This is a genomic window from Nocardioides sp. NPDC058538 (assembly GCF_042719275.1).
Classification (GTDB): domain Bacteria; phylum Actinomycetota; class Actinomycetes; order Propionibacteriales; family Nocardioidaceae; genus Nocardioides.
Map to the genome: position 1 here is coordinate 48,944 of NZ_JBHXNY010000001.1, position 16,307 is coordinate 65,250.

15 protein-coding genes are annotated in these 16,307 nt (G+C 69.5%); 5 read left to right on the forward strand and 10 right to left on the reverse strand.

Annotated features, from left to right (window positions below):
• The first annotated feature begins 107 nt into the window (after window positions 1–107).
• From ACFWQC_RS00260 to ACFWQC_RS00270, 3 genes are all read left to right on the forward strand, one after another.
• The gene (locus ACFWQC_RS00260) at window positions 108–995 is read left to right on the forward strand and encodes a hypothetical protein (protein WP_378671593.1); all 888 of its coding nucleotides are present in this window, start codon (window positions 108–110) and stop codon (window positions 993–995) included.
• A gap of 81 nt (window positions 996–1,076) precedes the next feature.
• Window positions 1,077–1,844: an SDR family oxidoreductase gene (locus ACFWQC_RS00265; RefSeq protein WP_378671594.1), complete on the forward strand. Its 768-nt coding sequence runs from the start codon at window positions 1,077–1,079 to the stop codon at window positions 1,842–1,844.
• 9 nt (window positions 1,845–1,853) lie between these two features.
• Window positions 1,854–3,068 carry an acetyl-CoA C-acetyltransferase gene (locus tag ACFWQC_RS00270; RefSeq protein WP_378671596.1) on the forward strand — a complete coding sequence of 405 codons (1,215 nt, stop codon included), beginning with the start codon at window positions 1,854–1,856 and terminating at the stop codon, window positions 3,066–3,068.
• 113 nt (window positions 3,069–3,181) lie between these two features.
• Here ACFWQC_RS00270 and ACFWQC_RS00275 read toward each other — a convergent pair whose 3' ends face one another.
• Window positions 3,182–3,433, reverse strand: a complete 252-nt coding sequence (locus tag ACFWQC_RS00275) for a type II toxin-antitoxin system RelE/ParE family toxin (RefSeq protein WP_378671598.1) — start codon at window positions 3,431–3,433, stop codon at window positions 3,182–3,184.
• The gene (locus ACFWQC_RS00280; protein ID WP_378671600.1) at window positions 3,430–3,690 is read right to left on the reverse strand and encodes a hypothetical protein; all 261 of its coding nucleotides are present in this window, start codon (window positions 3,688–3,690) and stop codon (window positions 3,430–3,432) included. Before ACFWQC_RS00280 ends, ACFWQC_RS00275 begins: the two co-directional genes overlap by 4 nt.
• Window positions 3,691–3,772: 82 nt before the next feature.
• On the opposite strand from ACFWQC_RS00280, the gene ACFWQC_RS00285 reads away from it, so the two are divergent.
• Window positions 3,773–5,365 carry a cation:proton antiporter gene (locus tag ACFWQC_RS00285; protein ID WP_378671602.1) on the forward strand — a complete coding sequence of 531 codons (1,593 nt, stop codon included), beginning with the start codon at window positions 3,773–3,775 and terminating at the stop codon, window positions 5,363–5,365.
• A gap of 51 nt (window positions 5,366–5,416) precedes the next feature.
• Here the strand turns inward: ACFWQC_RS00285 and ACFWQC_RS00290 are convergent, their stop codons facing one another.
• Window positions 5,417–8,206 (reverse strand): FG-GAP-like repeat-containing protein, encoded by a 2,790-nt coding sequence (locus ACFWQC_RS00290; RefSeq protein WP_378671604.1) that lies wholly within the window; start codon window positions 8,204–8,206, stop codon window positions 5,417–5,419.
• A 70-nt stretch (window positions 8,207–8,276) separates the two neighbouring features.
• Window positions 8,277–9,842 carry a FadD3 family acyl-CoA ligase gene (locus ACFWQC_RS00295; protein WP_378671606.1) on the reverse strand — a complete coding sequence of 522 codons (1,566 nt, stop codon included), beginning with the start codon at window positions 9,840–9,842 and terminating at the stop codon, window positions 8,277–8,279.
• A gap of 46 nt (window positions 9,843–9,888) precedes the next feature.
• Here ACFWQC_RS00295 and ACFWQC_RS00300 point away from each other — a divergent pair, with 46 nt between their 5' ends.
• Window positions 9,889–10,506, forward strand: coding sequence for a TetR/AcrR family transcriptional regulator (locus ACFWQC_RS00300; protein WP_378671608.1), 618 nt, complete (start codon window positions 9,889–9,891; stop codon window positions 10,504–10,506).
• A gap of 159 nt (window positions 10,507–10,665) precedes the next feature.
• Here ACFWQC_RS00300 and ACFWQC_RS00305 read toward each other — a convergent pair whose 3' ends face one another.
• The 6 genes from ACFWQC_RS00305 to ACFWQC_RS00330 are packed head-to-tail and all read right to left on the reverse strand — an operon-like array spanning window position 10,666 to window position 16,267.
• Window positions 10,666–11,415 (reverse strand): CoA-transferase subunit beta, encoded by a 750-nt coding sequence (locus tag ACFWQC_RS00305; RefSeq protein ID WP_378671610.1) that lies wholly within the window; start codon window positions 11,413–11,415, stop codon window positions 10,666–10,668.
• On the reverse strand, window positions 11,412–12,248 hold the full coding sequence (locus ACFWQC_RS00310) for a CoA transferase subunit A (RefSeq protein WP_378671612.1): 837 nt from the start codon (window positions 12,246–12,248) through the stop codon (window positions 11,412–11,414). The genes ACFWQC_RS00305 and ACFWQC_RS00310 overlap by 4 nt, the downstream gene beginning before the upstream one ends.
• On the reverse strand, window positions 12,245–13,201 hold the full coding sequence (locus tag ACFWQC_RS00315) for an acyl-CoA dehydrogenase family protein (RefSeq protein ID WP_378671613.1): 957 nt from the start codon (window positions 13,199–13,201) through the stop codon (window positions 12,245–12,247). Before ACFWQC_RS00315 ends, ACFWQC_RS00310 begins: the two co-directional genes overlap by 4 nt.
• Window positions 13,198–14,298: an acyl-CoA dehydrogenase family protein gene (locus ACFWQC_RS00320; protein WP_378671615.1), complete on the reverse strand. Its 1,101-nt coding sequence runs from the start codon at window positions 14,296–14,298 to the stop codon at window positions 13,198–13,200. Before ACFWQC_RS00320 ends, ACFWQC_RS00315 begins: the two co-directional genes overlap by 4 nt.
• The gene (locus ACFWQC_RS00325) at window positions 14,295–15,425 is read right to left on the reverse strand and encodes an acyl-CoA dehydrogenase family protein (RefSeq protein ID WP_378671617.1); all 1,131 of its coding nucleotides are present in this window, start codon (window positions 15,423–15,425) and stop codon (window positions 14,295–14,297) included. The genes ACFWQC_RS00320 and ACFWQC_RS00325 overlap by 4 nt, the downstream gene beginning before the upstream one ends.
• Entirely contained in the window at window positions 15,422–16,267 is an 846-nt protein-coding gene (locus tag ACFWQC_RS00330) for an enoyl-CoA hydratase (RefSeq protein WP_378671618.1), read from the reverse strand. Before ACFWQC_RS00330 ends, ACFWQC_RS00325 begins: the two co-directional genes overlap by 4 nt.
• Between the last annotated feature and the right edge of the window lie 40 nt (window positions 16,268–16,307).

The following is a 16,307-nucleotide window of genomic DNA, read 5'->3' on the forward strand; positions in this document are numbered from 1 at the left end:
ACACAGTCCGGGGTCCTATCCGGTTCGGGTGATACGCGGGAGTCGGACAGCGGCCTTAGCCGCGGCGCGCCAAAGACTCGAGATCCGATCTATCCGAGGGGGAATCCATGATCCGAAAGCTCGTCTGTGCGGTCGCGGCGGGCGTCGCCGCGGCGGCGCTCTGGTCGATGCCGGCCTCGTCTGCACCCTTGCTGCAGCTTTCCGGCGCGATCTTCACCACCGACGTAACCGGCGCGCCCGTCAACCTGAACCACTACGCCGCGAAGCAGGACGTCTATCTCAACGGCGGTCCCGGCATCAATGCGCCCGATGACGCGGCCGGCCTGCCTGCCGGGATCTACGCCTTCCAGGTGACCGATCCCTCCGGCAAGACGCTGCTCTCCACCGATCCCGTCGGATGCCGCCGGGTCGAGGTCGACGCCAGCGGCCGTTTCGTCAGCATCGCGCCGAGCGGTGCGTGCGCTCACGCGACCGGAACCGACGCGGAGGACGGTGGCATCACCGTGCAGCTGTTCCCCTACCTCGACACCCCGAACAACGGTGGCGAGTACAAGGTCTGGCTGACGCCGTACGACACGCTCGACTCCCCCGCTCCGGGCAACCGGCACGGTTTCGTCCCGGCCGACAGCAAGACCGACAACTTCAAGGTCAAGGCACGGGCGATCGTCGAGATCGACACCCGGTTCTCACGCCACGGTGGACCGTTCATCGACGGTCTGGCTGCCGAGTGGACCGACACCCTGGGCGCGCACAACGTGAAGTACTCCGAGTACAACCCGGCGGTCCTCGCGTTCCACGAGGCGCATGTCGAGGCAGCTGAGGCGGGTCTGCACAAGATCACCGTGACCGACCAGGTCGGCTGCGAGATCGACGACGTGCACTACGCCGGGCAGACCTTCCTGCCCGACGCCAACGGCTCGGTCACCGTTCCGATCACGGTCAAGAAGCACATGAGTGGAGACCACACCTACTGGGTGGACGTGCAATGCGTCTGAGGCGCTGCGTCTGACCCTCTGATCCGGTCATCGCGATCATCAACCTAGCATTTGCTTGGTAGGCGTTCTAGACTGCCGCACATGGCAGTCGAGATCGACTTCAGCGGCAAGGTGGTCGCGGTGACCGGTGGCGCGCGCGGAGTGGGTGCCGGGATCGTCGCGCGGTTCCTGGCGGCGGGAGCGGAGGTCGAGATCTGCGGCCGGACCGCGCCGGACGAGCTTCCCGTGGTCGACGGGCGCAAGCCGGTCTTCGCCGAGGTGGACGTGCGGGATCCGGACCAGGTTTCGGCGTGGATCGCCGCGATCACTGCCCGGCTCGGACGGCTCGACGTGGTCGTCAACAACGCCGGCGGCGCGCCCTACGCCGACTTCGCGACCGCGTCGCCGCGATTCCACGAGAAGATCTCGGCGCTCAACTTCCTGGCCACCGCCTACGTCAGCCAGGCGGCGTACGAGGCGTTGACGGCCTCACGCGGATCCATCATCAACATCAGCTCGATCTCGGCACGGCGGCCCAGTCCCGGGACTGCGGTCTACGGGGCCGCGAAGGCGGCCGTCGAGAGCCTGACCGGGTCGCTCGCGGTCGAGTGGGCCCCGGACGTGCGCGTCAACGCCGTCTCCTGCGGGCTCGTCGCCACGCCGGGGTCCGAGGACCACTACGGCAGCCCGGAGCAGCGGGCCGCGGTGGCCGCGACCATCCCGCGCGGCGTCTTCGCGACGCCCGAGGAGGTCGGCGACGCCTGTCTCCTGCTCGCCTCCCCGCTCGCCGCGCACATCACCGGCGCCGTCCTCGCCGTCGACGGCGGCGGCGAGTGGCCCGCCTTCCTCCAGCACACCCCCAACTCCTGAGGAGCCCCCATGCCTGAAGCCGTCATCGTCTCCGCCACCCGCTCACCCATCGGCCGCGCCTTCAAGGGATCGCTCAAGGATTTGCGTCCCGACGAGCTGGCCGAGCAGATCGTACGCAGCGCCCTCTCGTCGGTTCCGGAGCTGGACCCGACGCAGATCGAGGACCTGATGATGGGCTGTGCCCAGCCCGCGGGGGAGCAGGGCTACAACATCGGACGGGTCGTCGGCGTACGGCTGGGCCTGGACGCCGTGCCCGGCACCACGGTCCACCGCTACTGTGCGTCGTCGCTGCAGACTACCCGGATGGCCTTCCATGCGATCCGCGCGGGAGAGGGCGACGCGTTCGTCTCCGCCGGGGTGGAGTGCGTGTCCCGCTACGAGCGCGGCAAGGCCGACGGGATGCCGGACACCAAGGCCGAGGAGTTCCTCAAGGCGGGCGAGCGCGGTGCCGCGCGGGTGGCCGCGGGCGAGCCCTGGACCGACCCTCGCGAGGCCGGCGACCTGCCCGACTACCACCTCGCGATGGGCGAGACCGCCGAGAACGTCGCCGAGATGTACGGCATCACGCGCGAGGCACAGGACGAGTGGGGCGTACGTTCCCAGAACCGCGCCGAGGCCGCCGCCGCCCGGGGTTTCTGGGAGCGGGACATCACCCCTGTGACGCTGCCGTCCGGCGAGGTCGTCGCCACCGACGACGGCCCGCGAGCCGGGGTCACGCTCGAGAAGGTCGCCGGCCTCAAGCCGGTCTTCCGTGAGAACGGCACGATCACCGCCGGCAACTGCTGCCCGCTGAACGACGGCGCGGCCGCGCTGGTGATCATGAGCGACGTACGCGCCGAGGCGCTCGGGATCAGGCCGCTGGCCCGGATCGTGTCGACCGGGGTCTCCGGGCTCTCGCCCGAGATCATGGGGCTCGGGCCGGTCGATGCCTCCCGCCAGGCGCTCGCTCGCGCCGGGCTCACTCCCGACGACATCGACCTGGTGGAGATGAACGAGGCCTTCGCCGCCCAGGTGCTGCCCAGCATCGCCCAGATCGGCCTCGACCCCGAGCGGGTCAACGTCAACGGCGGCGCGATCGCCCTCGGCCACCCCTTCGGCTCCACCGGCGCCCGCCTCACCACCACGCTTCTTCACGGTCTGCAGGAGACCGGCGGCCGCTACGGCCTCGAGACCATGTGTGCCGCCGGCGGCCAGGGCATGGCGCTGGTCATCGAGCGGCTCTGAGGAACGCTGGTCGAGCCGCGAGTCCTTCCCGTCGGTCGAGCCGCCTAGCGGCTCCGGCGGCTCGACCAGCGGGGGTGGGACGGTCAGCGGGGGTGACCAGCGGGGCAGCGGGCTCAGACGCTGCGGCGCCCCAGGTGGATGACGGCGACGGCGATGCGGCGCTCCTCGACCACGTAGACGATGCGGTAGCGGCCGACGCGGAGGCGGTAGCGGTCCTTGCCCCAGGCGTAGGCGCCGACGTCGCGCGGGGTCTCGGTCAGGGTGTCGACGGTGTCGAAGACCTGGATCAGGCCGATGGGGTCGTCGTCGACGTACGCCTCGGCCGACTGCAACGCCTCGTCGGCCCAGACGACCTGATAGGTCACTCGCCGGTGTGGCGGTCGAGACCGAGGGCGCGGCGTGCCTCGGCGTGCGGGGTGTAGCTGACCTCGCCGAGCTCGCGGCGCAGGGAGTAGCGCGCGAGGGCGAGATCGTCCTCGAGATCCTCGATGCGCCGCTCGTGATCGTTGAGGTAGGCGCGGATGGCCTCGCGGGCGACCTCCTGCTTCGACCGGTTCTCCGTCCTGGCACGGTCGGTCAGCAGCCGGTCGTCGGCCTCGCTGAGTCGCAGAGTCATAGCCATGGACCCACTGTAACCCGAAGTGGTATCACGCGGTATCGTACGCGTGTCGGATCGTCGAGTTTCACCCTGGGGGAAGTCCAATATGACGCTGACCGCGCTCTATCTGCTCGTCGCACTCGGAGCGGGGCTGGTCGCGATGTTCCTCAAGCTCCCGCCGCTGGTCGGCTTCCTGGCCGCCGGGTTCGGGTTGCACGCCGCCGGCGTCGGTGAGATGGCGGGGCTGCACACGCTGGCCGATCTCGGCGTCACGCTGCTCCTGTTCGGCATCGGCCTCAAGCTCGACGTGAGATCGCTGCTCCGGCCCGACGTCTGGCTGAGCACCTTCGCCCACCTCGGCTTCAGCGTCATCATCGGGGTCGGCCTGCTGGCCGGCATCGCGCCGCTCGGGTTCGCGCTCCTCGCTGACGCCGACCTGGGCGAGATGGCGTTGATCGCCTTCGTGCTCTCCTTCTCCTCGACCGTCTTCGCGATCAAGGTGCTCGAGGAGCGCCACGACAACAACACCCTCTACGGCCGGATCGCGATCGGTGTGCTGGTCATGCAGGACATCGTCGCCGTGGTGTTCCTGACCATCTCCAAGGGCCACTGGCCCTCGCCGTGGGTGTTCGCGCTGGTGCTGCTTCTCCCGGGTGCCTGGCTCGCCCACCGGATCTGGGACCGGATCACCTCCGCCGAGCTGACCGCGCTCTTCGGCCTGACGATCGCGCTCGTGCCGGGCTACTGGCTCTTCGAGGCGGTGGGCCTCAAGGGCGACCTCGGGGCGCTGGTGGTCGGCGTACTCCTCGGGTCGCATGCCAAGGCGCCGGCTCTGGCCAAGCTGCTGTTCAGCACCAAGGAGCTCCTGCTCATCGCGTTCTTCCTGAGCATCGGGCTGACCGGGGTGCCCTCGCTCGAGGACCTGGCGCTGGCCAGCGTGCTCCAGATCCTGCTGCCGCTCCAGGCCGTTGCGTACGTCGTGATCTTCGCGTTCATGGGGCTGCGCTACCGCACCGCGACGCTGGCCTCGTTCACGCTGACCAACTACTCCGAGTTCGGGCTGATCGTGATCGTCATCGCCTCCGCGACCGGGCTGGCGTCGGCCCAGTGGCAGACCGTGCTCGCGGTCGCGACCTCGCTCTCGTTCCTTGTGGCCGCGGTCTTCAACGTGTACGCCGCGAAGCTCATCAACCTGCTCAACCGGGTGTTGCCGGAGCGGAGGCCTGAGCGGCTGCAGGAGGCGGACCGGCCGATCAACCTCGGTGACGCCAAGGCGCTCGTGGTCGGGATGGGCCGGGTGGGGCGTACGACCTACGAGGAGCTGCGCGACACCCAGGGCTACCGCGTCCTGGCGGTCGAGCACGACTCGCTGCGGGCCGACTCGCTCAAGCAGGAGGGATTCGACGTGGTCGAGGCCGACGCCACCGACCAGGACTTCTGGGAACGAGTCAAGAAGGGCACCGGCATGGAGCTGGTCGTCCTCACCATGCCCTTCCACGGCGACAACCTGCTCGCCATGGACCTGCTCCAGAAGCTCGGCTTCACCGGCACCGTGGCCGCCATCGCCCTGCGCCCCGAGGAGCGCGACGAGCTCAAGAAGCGCGGCGCCCACGCCGTCCTGAACCTGTACGCCTCCGCCGGCTCCGACCTCGCCGAGAAGGCGCTCCGGATCAACCAGGAACGCCAGCTCTCCGCGTGAGTTGTGAAGCTGAGAGTGACCCATGGGCCACTCTCAGCTTCACAACTCGGATCAGCCCAGCAGGTCGTAGCCTGTCGACAGCCCGCCGAGGTAGGTGCGGGTCACGCCGGTGCCGGTGCTGTTGCGCTCGAAGGCGTAGAGGTATCCGCCGGAGCGGGCGAGCAGGTCGCCGCCGGAGCCACCACGCAGATCTCGCACGCCGAGGACCGCGTTGTAGCTGGAGAGATCGACCGACAGGCTGCGGTAGGAAACCAGGCCGCCGGGGCCGTTGCTGTCGTGGACGGCCAGCGAGGAGCCGTTGACGAAGAGCGCGTCCGGGGTGTTGCCGGAGTTCCAGCGACCGATCCCGACCAGGCGGGTTCCGGAGGCCGAGGAGCGCATCACGATCGATGCACCGACCTTGCTGGTGCCCTTGCCCGGCCAGAGCTTGATCCTCCCGTCGGAGGTGCGGCCCATCACGTCCGGATAACCGTCGCCGGTGATGTCACCGACGGCGTCGAGTACACCGACCGAGCCCATCCCGCTGGCGACCACGACGCCGCTGGAGAAGCCGCCGCTGCCGTTGCCGCGGTAGAGACGCAGGGTGCCGTCGGAGAGCTTGGCGAGCAGGTCGCCCTTGCCGTCCCGGTTCCAGTCGCCGGCGTTCATCAGCACCTTGGCCGAGGTGAGCGTCAGGCCGGAGTAGATCGGCTTGGCGAGGTTCAGGCGGCCGTTGTTGGGCTTGACGTAGAGCGTCGAGCCGCTCTTCATCATCAGGTCGGGCAGGCTGTTTCCGGTGAGGTTGGCGGCCCCGACAAGCGTGCGAGTCACCCCGGCATACGGGCCCAGCGGCTTGCCGAAGCCGGACCCGCTGGCGGGGTAGATCCAGCCGCGGCCGGACTTGTCACGGCCGATCAGGTCGCCACGGCCGTCGCCGGTGAAGTCGCCGTAACCGGTGATCTGCAGCAGCGACGACCATGACGGGCTGCGGGCGGGGATCCGTACGGCGGTGGTGAAGGTGCCCTTGCCGGTGCCCTTGATGTAGTAGAGCGCCCCCGACTTGCGGCCGATCAGGTCCCGTCGTCCGTCCCGGTTGACATCTCCGGTCGCGGCCAGGAGTCCGAAGCCGCTCAGCGATCGGGTCGTCGTCTTGCGGTCGAAGCCGCCGGCGCCGTTGCCGAAGAACCGCACGAGCTTGCCGGTCGATGACTTGCCGACGAGGTCGTTGTGCCGGGTGCCACCGATGTTGCCGACCGCCGTGATCAGCGATATGCCCCGGAACTTGGTGTAGGGGAGGGTCTTGTAGACCGGTGCGAAGGTGCCGTTGCCGCGGCCCTTGCGGATGCCCGCCGAGCCGTTGTTGCGGACCTGGATCAGGTCGGCCTTGCCGTCGCCGGTGATGTCCGGGGTGACGACCTGGGCGCGGACTGTGCTGCCGAATGTCGTGGACGCCTTGGTGGTGTTGAACCCAGCGAATCCGCCCGTACGCATCGTGAACACTTTGCCGTCCGACTTCCGTCGCGCGACGAGGTCGGAGTGGCTGGTGCCGGCGATGTTGGACTCCAGGTCACGCCCGGCCCAGCTCCTCTGGAGGCCGGCGGCCAGCTTCCGGATCTGGGGGAGCTCGTCGTAGAGGTTCTGGCCGGGGCACAGGGTCTGGCCGGCGTCGCGGTGGCCCTTGATCGCGTGCGAGAACGTGGTGCCGCTGATCTTGACGTTGGTCGCGCCCGCGCTGACGCCGTGGAGGGAGAGCTTCCAGGCGTAGAGAGCGCCGTACGCCTGGATCAGCTCCGGCGTCGGCTCGGCGGTCTCGAAGTTGCCGAGCGCGGAGGCGGCGAAGCTGTCGGTGTTGTAGCCCGAGGTGTGCGCGCCCTCGACCGGCATCGCGACGCCGCCGTTGCGGCCCTCCCAGATCCGGCCGAACTTGTCGATGAAGAAGTTGTAGCCGACGTCGCGCCAGCCGTTGGTCTGGACGTGGTACGCGTAGATCCCCTGGATGATCGAGGGGACGTCGGCCTTGGTGTAGTCGTTGGTGCCGGCGGTGTGGTGGACGAAGCCGCCATGGATCGTGCGGTACGTCGGGGCGACCTGCTCGCGGATCGACTCGTCGGCACCCCACTGGGCCCGGCTGTAGATGGTCGGGCGGGGGGTGTAGGTGCTGGCCGCGAGGTTCAGGTCGGCATCGGTGTTCTTCTTGTGGGTCGACGGGGCCTTGGCGGCGCCCTCGTCGGTGTCGATCTCCGGGAGCTCCTCGACGGTGTCCTCGGGCTTGCCGGGTTCGATGACCGCGAGCTCGAGGTCCTGAGGGAGACCGGCGTCCACCGGGACCACGAGGCGGGTCTGGACCTTGTCGACGTGACCGACGAGGAACTCACGGGTGCCCTCGCGGGTGCCCTTCGCCTCGGCGCTGCCCACATCGGGGGCGTGCTCGTCGAGGTGGACCTCCATCGGCCGCCACTTCGACCACTCGCCGTCGGTCTCGGTGCGGACCTTGGCCTTGACGGTCTCGGTGTCGACGTCGCTGCCGGGTGACCAGGTCATGCCGACGACACCGAAGCCGGTGACGTCCTGGGGGAGGCTGGTCAGGACGGTCCTCCCGGGCTTGTTCGCCAGGTCGGTGCTGTCGGTCTCCTCTCCCGTCTTCGTGGTCAGGTCGATCTCGTCCACATGGGCCTTCACGGGCCCCTCCGGGAGCGTCGACGGTTTCGACGAGGCGGCCTGGAAGGCGGCCAGGGAGCCGGACGTGCTCGATCCGGGGCGGGCGATGTCGAGGTCCAGCGTCGCCGGGAGCGCGACTGCGGCGGCGGCACCGATGACGAGGATGGTGCCGGATAGGGACGCGATCGTGGCGCGTCGGGGCATCGAAGCCTCCGTGGGGGGAAGTAAAGAACGGGCTGAGGGAACCTATACCCCGCGGGGTGGGGTGTCTCGCCTATATCGAGGTTTCGCGCAGATCCGTCTTCCGGACCTTGCCGCTGGCGTTGCGCGGAAGGCTGTCGACCAGGACGTACGCCCTCGGCTGCTTGTAGTTGGCGAGACGGTCCTTGAGCCAGGTCGCGATCGAGTCGGCGCTCACGTCGTCGCGTACGACGACGAAGGCCTTGCCCACCTGACCGAGGCGGGCGTCGGGGACACCGATGACCGCGGCCTCGACGATGTCGGGGTGACCGGCTAGGGCGTTCTCGACCTCGGCCGGATAGACGTTGAAGCCGCCGACGGTGAACATGTCCTTGATCCGGTCGGTGATCTTCAGGCAGCCGTGCTCGTCGAGGAAGCCGACGTCGCCGGTGTGGAGCCAGCCGTCGGCGTCGATCGCCTCGGCGGTGGCCTCGGGGTTCTCGAAGTAGCCGAGCATGACGTTGTCGCCGCGGATCCAGACCTCGCCGTCCTCGCCCGGCTCCGCGTCGTCGCCGGCCGCGGTGACGGTGCGGATCTCCAGCCCCTCGACCGCCGGCCCGACCACCTTGGCGACGTGCTCGGGGTCCTCGCCGGGACGGGTGGTGGTGGCGACCATGCACTCGGTGAGGCCGTACGCACCCTTGACCTCGTCGATCCCGAGGATGTCGCGCATGTCGGCGAAGAGGCTCTCCGGGACGCTCGCGGCGCCGGCGATGGCGAAGCGCAGCGAGGAGAGGTCGTACGCCTTCAGGTCGGGGTGGTTGATGAGCGTGGTGAAGATCGTGGGGGCGCCGGGAAGGACCGTGATCCGTTCGTCCTGGATCAGCTTCAGCGCCTGGCTCGGGTCGTAGGTCGCGATCGGGTAGACCGTCGCGCCCGAGGTGAACGCCGCGATGAAGCCCGCCTTGTAGCCGAAGCCGTGGAAGAACGGGTTGACGATGGCGTAGCGGTCGCGCGTGGTGAGCTCGGCGCCGCGCGCCCAGACGTCGGCGACGCCGAGCGTCTGCCGCTGGGCGCTCATCACGCCCTTCGGCTTCCCTGTCGTGCCGGAGGTGAACAGCAGGTCGGCGAGGGTGTCGGGGGTGACCGACGCCTTCGCGTCCTCGAGCCGCTGGTCGGTCGTGTCCTCACCTTTGGCGAGGAAGTCGTCCCAGTCAGTGGCCGAAGCGGAGCCCGAGGCGGTTTGTCTCGCGAGGTCGACGATGGTGAGCAGGTGCTCCGGGAGCGGGCCGGCGTCGTGGAGCATCTGGACGTAGTCGGTGCCGAGGAAGCCGTTGACGGTGACCAGCGCCGTGGCGCGGGAGCGCTCCAGGATCTCGCGCGCCTCATGGCCCCGGTAGCGGGTGTTCAGCGGCACCACGGCCGCTCCGATCGTCTGCGCACCGAGAACCGCGACCGGGAACTCCCAGCGGTTGGGCGCCCAGATGGCGACGCGGTCGCCGCTGCGTACGCCACTGGCGAGGAAGGCGCGCGCGGCTCTGTCCGCTGCCTCGGCGAGCTCGGCGTAGGTGAGTGTCGTGGGGCCGTCGGCGATCGCCGGGTGGTCGGCGTACGTCTGCTTGGCCTTCTCGATCAGGGCGGGGATCGTGCGCGGGGTCACCCTCGCTAGCGTAGTTGAGCAACTGCTTGTTTGGTAGGCTTCGTCCATGACTGACACGGGGGTTGCGCCGAGAAGGCGGGGGACGGCGTCGGGGTCGTCGCGGCGGGCCGAGCTGCTCACGCTGGCTGCCGAGATGTTCGCGACCAAGGGCTTCGCCCAGACGACCGTACGCGACATCGCAGACGCCGCCGGGATCCTGTCCGGCTCGCTCTACCACCACTTCCGCTCCAAGGAAGCGATGCTGACGGAGCTGCTCTCGGGGTTCCTCGACGGGCTCAACGCGCGGTTCACCGAGATCGTCGAGAGCGGGGTCGACCCGCAGGCCGACCTGGACGGACTGATCACGGAGTCGTTCCGGACGATCCATCGGGAGCGGCTGGCGGTGGCGCTCTACCAGAACGAGGCGTCCTTCCTGGCGACCGTCGAGGGCTTCGAGTTCGTCGCCGAGCGCTCGCGCGACAACGAGGCGCTGTGGATCCGGGTCCTCGAGGCCGGCCAGGCCTCGGGAGCCTTTCAGGCCGGGCTCGACCCTGCGCTGACCTACCGGTTCATCCGTGACGGCGTCTGGTCCACCGTCTCCTGGTATCGCCCCGGCGGTCGCCACACCCCCGAGACGCTCTCGGAGCAGTATCTGAAGCTGCTCCACGCCGGCATCCTCGCCTGACCCCGCTGGTCGACCCCGCTGGTCGAGCCGCCGGAGCCGCTAGGCGGAGGCGCGTCGAGACCAACACGGTGAGCTCCGCGCTCGATCGCACCGTGTTGGTCTCGACACGCTCGGCCGCAGGCGGCCTCACGGCTCGACCAGCGGTTGAGGGCGAGCGGACTAGGGGACCTCTTTGAAGCGGAGGCCCTTGGGGTCTTCTGCCTCGATGATCTTCAGCTCGTCCGGCGTGGGCTCGCGGGTGAGGGGCGCGTTGGTGGCGTCGATCGGGAAACCGGTGGCTTCCTGGAGCTCCTCGGGGGTGACGCCGGGGTGGATCGAGTCGACCTTGACCAGGCCCGCATCGTCGTATCCGAAGACCGCGAGGTTGGTGACGATGACGCCGAGGTCGTGGAAGCGCCCGGCGGTGCCGGTGGCGCGATCGTTGCCGACGCCGCTGGCGACGTCGACGCGGTCGACGAAGATCCGGGCTGAGTGCTTGGCGACCCAGTAGTCGACACGGTGGTTGACGGTGTTGCCGGGGGCGCCGCGTACGCCGATCAGCTGGCGTTTCGGCCGCCGCCAGTCGCCGATCGAGGAGATGTTCTGGTTGCCGTGGCGGTCGATCTGGCTGGCGCCCATCATCGAGTGCCGGCGGCCGCTGGCGACGATGTCGAAGATGCTGCGGAACGGCACCCAGGCCTCCGGGGTGCCGCCGGCGGCCGCGGTCTTCAGCAGCGGAGGAGCCTCGGCCATCATGAACGCCTCACCGTCGCTGAGCGCGAGCTCGGGAGTGTGGGTGGCCTTGGCCAGGCGTACGCCGATGGCCGGGACGATCCCGACGGCGTGGGCGAGAACCTCGCCGGAGTCCTTGAAGGCGTCGGAGACGGCGGCCACGCAGATGTCTGCTCGGCTGATCGTTTGCAGGGTCACAGGTAACGCTCCTCGAACTCGGTCCAGTCGCTGTCGCCGGTATCGTTTTCCGGGGCCTTGGCTGCGGCGACGTACGTCTTCTGGAACTCTTCGTCGCGGCCGTAGTCCGGCTCGCAGCTGGTGAAGTGGGCGCCGCCGGGGGCCTCGACGACGTGGTTGACGAAGATCCGCGGGACCAGGAGGCTCTGCGGCGGGGCCTTGGCGGTCAGGTCGTCGGTGGAGACGATCTGCTCGACCGACATGATCGTGGTGTCGGCGGCCATCGCGAAGAGGTCGTCGAAGTAGGGGTCGGGACCGAGGTACTGCCCGTTGCCGGCCGCGTCGGCGCGGTTGAGGTGGATGAGCGAGACGTCGAGGCGAAGCCCGGGGACGGCGACGTACTCCTCGTCGTCGTAGGGCGACTTCACCGTCTTGAGGTCGGGGTTCATCACCATCACGTCACTGCCGAGGCCGGCACGGATGGGCTGGAACGAGAGCCGGTTCGCCCCGGCGCGAAGGCCGGCGACGAACATGCCCTCGTCGTACTCGCTCGTCTCCGGGATCTCGCCCCGCTCGCGGGCTCGGGTGAAGTTGGGGTCGAGCGGGATCGAGTCGAGGCTGACGAAGCCGTAGACCAGCTTGCGGATCCTCCCCGCGCGGGCGAGCAGGCCGACGTCGGGGCCACCGAACGCGACCACGGTCAGGTCGGTGATGTCGCTGCGGAGGATCTCCTTGACCAGCGCCATCGGCTTGCGCCGCGAGCCCCAGCCGCCGATGCCGATCGTCATCCCGGACTCGAGCTTGCTGCTGACCTCGGTGAGGGGCAGCGTCTTGTCGATGGGGGTCTTGTTCACGTGTCTCCTCGGAAGAGCTGGGCGGTGGCGTGGGCGCGCTTGAAGTAGAGGTGGGCGTCGTGCTCCCAGGTGATCGCCACCCCGCCGTGGAGCTGGATCATCTCGGCCGCGACCTGCGAGAACGCATCGGAGCACCAGGTCTTGGCGGCACCGATGAGGCGTCGATCCGGGGTCGCCTGCGTGAGCTCCCAGGCCGCCGCCCAGCTCATCGTCCTGGCCGTCTCGACCTGGACGAGCAGGTCGGCGCACCGGTGCTTGAGTGCCTGGAACGAGCCGAGCGGGCGGCCGAACTGGTGGCGCTCCTTGAGATAGCCGACCGTACGCTCCAGCGCTTCGTGCGCGGCCCCGGCCTGGAGTGCGGTCATCATGGTGGCGCCGACGGTGGTGACGTACACCGGGTCGACCGTGCCGACGAGGACACCTGAGGCGTCGTCGACGGTGACCGTCGCGAACCTCCAGGTCGGGTCCAGCGCCGGGGTCGGGGTGACCGTGGCCGCCGAAGGATCCACCGCGTGGACCTGGTCGCCGCGCAGCACGAGAAGGATCTCCGCGCCGGCCGCGTCGATGACGAGATCGGACCCCGGGGCGGCCACCGCGGCCGTGGCGCCGGCGGCGATCTGCTCCAGCAGTTCGCCGGCCTGTGGGGTGTTGGCGGCAGTCAGGACCTGGGTCGCCAGCAGCGTGCCAACGAACGGCGAGGGCGTGAGCGTGGCGCCGAGCTCCTCGAGGACGAGATGCGCCTCGATGTAGGAGCAGCCGACCCCGCCGTACGCCTCGGGGACCGCCAGCGCGGTCACCCCGATCTGCTCGCTGAGCGTATGCCACAGGGCGGTGTCGTAGCCCTTGGGTGTAGCGATCGCCGCACGCAGATCCATCGACACGGCCCGCTTGGCGATGAGGGTGTGGACCGTCGCGACCAGGTCGGTCTGCTCCTCGGTGAGCGCGAACCTCATCGGCCCTCCGCCAGCGACTCGAGGATCCGCGCACGATGCTCCGCCGGGGTGCCCCAGGCGCCGACCAGCGCGCGCACCTTCAGGATCCACAGGCTCAGGTCGAACTCGCGGGTGTAGCCGATCGCGCCGTGGACCTGGAGCGCCGTGCGCGAGGCGAGGTACGCCGCGTCCCCGGCCGCCACCTTCGCGGCCGAGACCGCGCGACCGCTTGTCGGGGCCCCGGCGTCGACCTCGACCGCCGCGTTGTGCACCAGCGGTGCCGCGAAGTCCAGTGCGACACGGACATCCGCGAGAAGGTGCTTCACCGCCTGGAACTCGCCGATCGAACGCCCGAACTGCGTCCGCTGCTTCACGTAGGCGACCGAATCGTCGAGGAGCCTCAGCCCGGCGCCGAGCAGCTGGGCCGAGCAGGCGAGGGTGCCGAGGTCGAGCGCTGCCGTCGCGTCGACCGTGGCGATCTCCTCGCCGACGGTGACCTCGAAGAGCCGTCGGGTCGGGTCGACCGACTTCCGCTCCGCTCCGAGGACCGCGTGGTGGAGGGTCGTGGAAGTGACCGTGTTGGTTTCGACACCGGCTCGCTGGCGCTCGCCGGGCTCCACCAGCGGTGGGACCCCGCTGGTCGAGCCGCCGGAGCCGCTAGGCGGAGGCCCCGAAGTGTTGGACCCAGTGAGACCAACACGGTTCCTCAGCGCGTACGTCCGCTCGCAGACGTCGGCATCCAAAGCTCGTGCTGCGAGGGCGACCGAGATGATCGCCTCGCCGGCGGCCAGCCGCGGGAGGACGTCCGCGTCCGGTGTACCGGCGAGGAGTCGGGGCGCGACGGCGACGGACTCGATCCACGGACCGGGGACGCCGTGGTAGCCGAGCCGCTCGAAGGCGACGGCGAGGTCCGCGGGGGTCGCTCCCACGCCACCGTCCTCCTCCGGCACCAGCAGCCCGGTGACACCGAGGTCGGCGAGCCGCTGCCAGAGTTTGAGCCCGGAGGAGTGGTCACCGCTCGCCCAGGCGCGCGAGGCCGATGGGACGTCGGCAGCACCGAGGAGGTCGTCGAGTGCTTCGGAGAAGGCGTGCTGCTCCGACGTACGTCCGAATCTCATCGGCCACCCCTCGGCAGGCCGAGGACACGCTCGGCGACGATGTTGCGCTGGATCTGGTTGGTGCCGGCGTAGATCGGGCCGGAGAGGGAGAAGAGGTAGTCGTCGACCCAGGGGCCGGAGAGCTCGGCGTCGGCGCCGAGCAGCGAGAGCGCGGTCTCGTGCAGGGAGAGGTCGAGGTCGGACCACCACAGCTTGTTGATCGAGCCCTCGGCGCCGACGGAGCCGCCGGCCTCGACGTGGGTGACGGTGCCCCAGGTGTAGAGGCGGTAGGCTTCAGCCCCGATCCAGGCGTCGACGACCTGGTCGCGCAGGTGCGGCTGCGGGTCGGTCTGCCACAGGTCGAGCAGCCGATCGGCCGCGGCGCAGAACCGCCCGGGGGAGCGCAGGGAAAGGCCCCGCTCGTTGCCGGCGGTGGACATCGCGACCTTCCAGCCGTCACCGACCCCACCGAGCACGTCGTCGTCGGCCACGAAGACGTCATCGAAGAAGATCTCCGCGAACCCCGGCGTACCGTCGAGCTGGTCGATCGGGCGGACCGTGACGCCGTCGGCGTGCAGGTCGAAGAGGAAGTACGTCAGACCGCGATGCCGTTCCGCGGAAGGATCCGAGCGGAAGAGCCCGAAGCCGCAGTCGGCGAACGGCGCCCGGCTGCTCCAGGTCTTCTGCCCGTTGAGCCTCCAGCCACCCTCGACCCGGGTCGCGGTCGCGCGGAGCGAGGCCAGGTCGGACCCGGCCTCCGGCTCGGACCAGGCCTGCGCCCAGACCAACGACCTGTCGGTCATGTCACGCAGATAGCGCGACTTCTGGTCCTCGGTTCCGTGGCCGAAGATGATCGGCGCGAGCAGCGAGATGCCGTTCTGGCTGATCCGGGTGGGGGCGCCGGCGAGGTAGTACTCCTCCTCGAAGATGACCCACTCGGTCAGTGAAGCGTCCCTGCCGCCATAGATCTCGGGCCAGGTGACCACCGACCACCGACCGGCGGCCAGGGTGCGCTCCCACTCCCGGTGCGCCGCGGCGCCCTCGGCGGTGTCCATCGACGGCAGCCGACCGGGGTTGTTGGCGGCGAGCCACTCGCGCGCCTCGAGGCGGAACGCCTCCTCGGCTTCGGTGAATTCCAGCGTCGTCACTTCTTCATCGACCTCGCGTCCATGCCCGCGAGCGAGTCCTTGCCGACCTCGGCGTTGTGGGCGTGAGCGGCGTGGTGGAGGCCGAAGACCGAGTCCATCCCGGCGCGCATGCCCATCAGGTCCTCCGCCTGGTTGACCGCCTTCTTCGCCAGCGCCAGCCCTAGGCGCGGCATCTCGGCGATCCGCCCGGCGAGGGCGAGCGTCTCGGACTCGAGGTCGTCGCGGCGTACGACATGGTTGACCATGCCCCAGCGCTCGGCCTGCTCGGCGGAGAAGCGGCCGCCGGTGAAGAGCATCTCCTTGGCGGCGCGGGGGTTGGTGACCCACGGGTGGGCGAAGTACTCGACGCCGGGGATGCCCATCTTGACCACCGGGTCGGAGAAGAAGGCGTCGTCGGAGGCGACGATGAAGTCGCAGGACCAGGCCAGCATCAGGCCGCCGGCGATGCAGGCTCCCTGCACCATCGCGATCGTCGGCTTCGGCAGCTCGCGCCAGCGGCGGCACATGCCGAGGTAGACCTCGGACTCGCGCGCGAACCGGGAGTCGACGCCCTCCTTGCCGACGTGGTCCCACCACATCACGGCCTTACGCTCGAAGCTCTCGTCGATGTCGCGGCCCGGGGTGCCGATGTCGTGGCCGGCGCAGAAGTGCTTGCCGTTGCCGCCGAGGACGATCACCTTGACGTCGTCGTCGTTTGTCGCCCGCGTGAATGCCTCGTCGAGCGCGTAGGTCACCTTCGAGTTCTGGGCGTTGCGGTATTCGGGGCGGTTCAGCCGCACCACCGCGACGGGTCCGTGGGTCTCGTACGTCACGACACTGGTCTCGGTTGGAGTGGCGCTCATGCCGCAGACGCTACCAAACAAGTGCTTGGTTTGGTAGGTT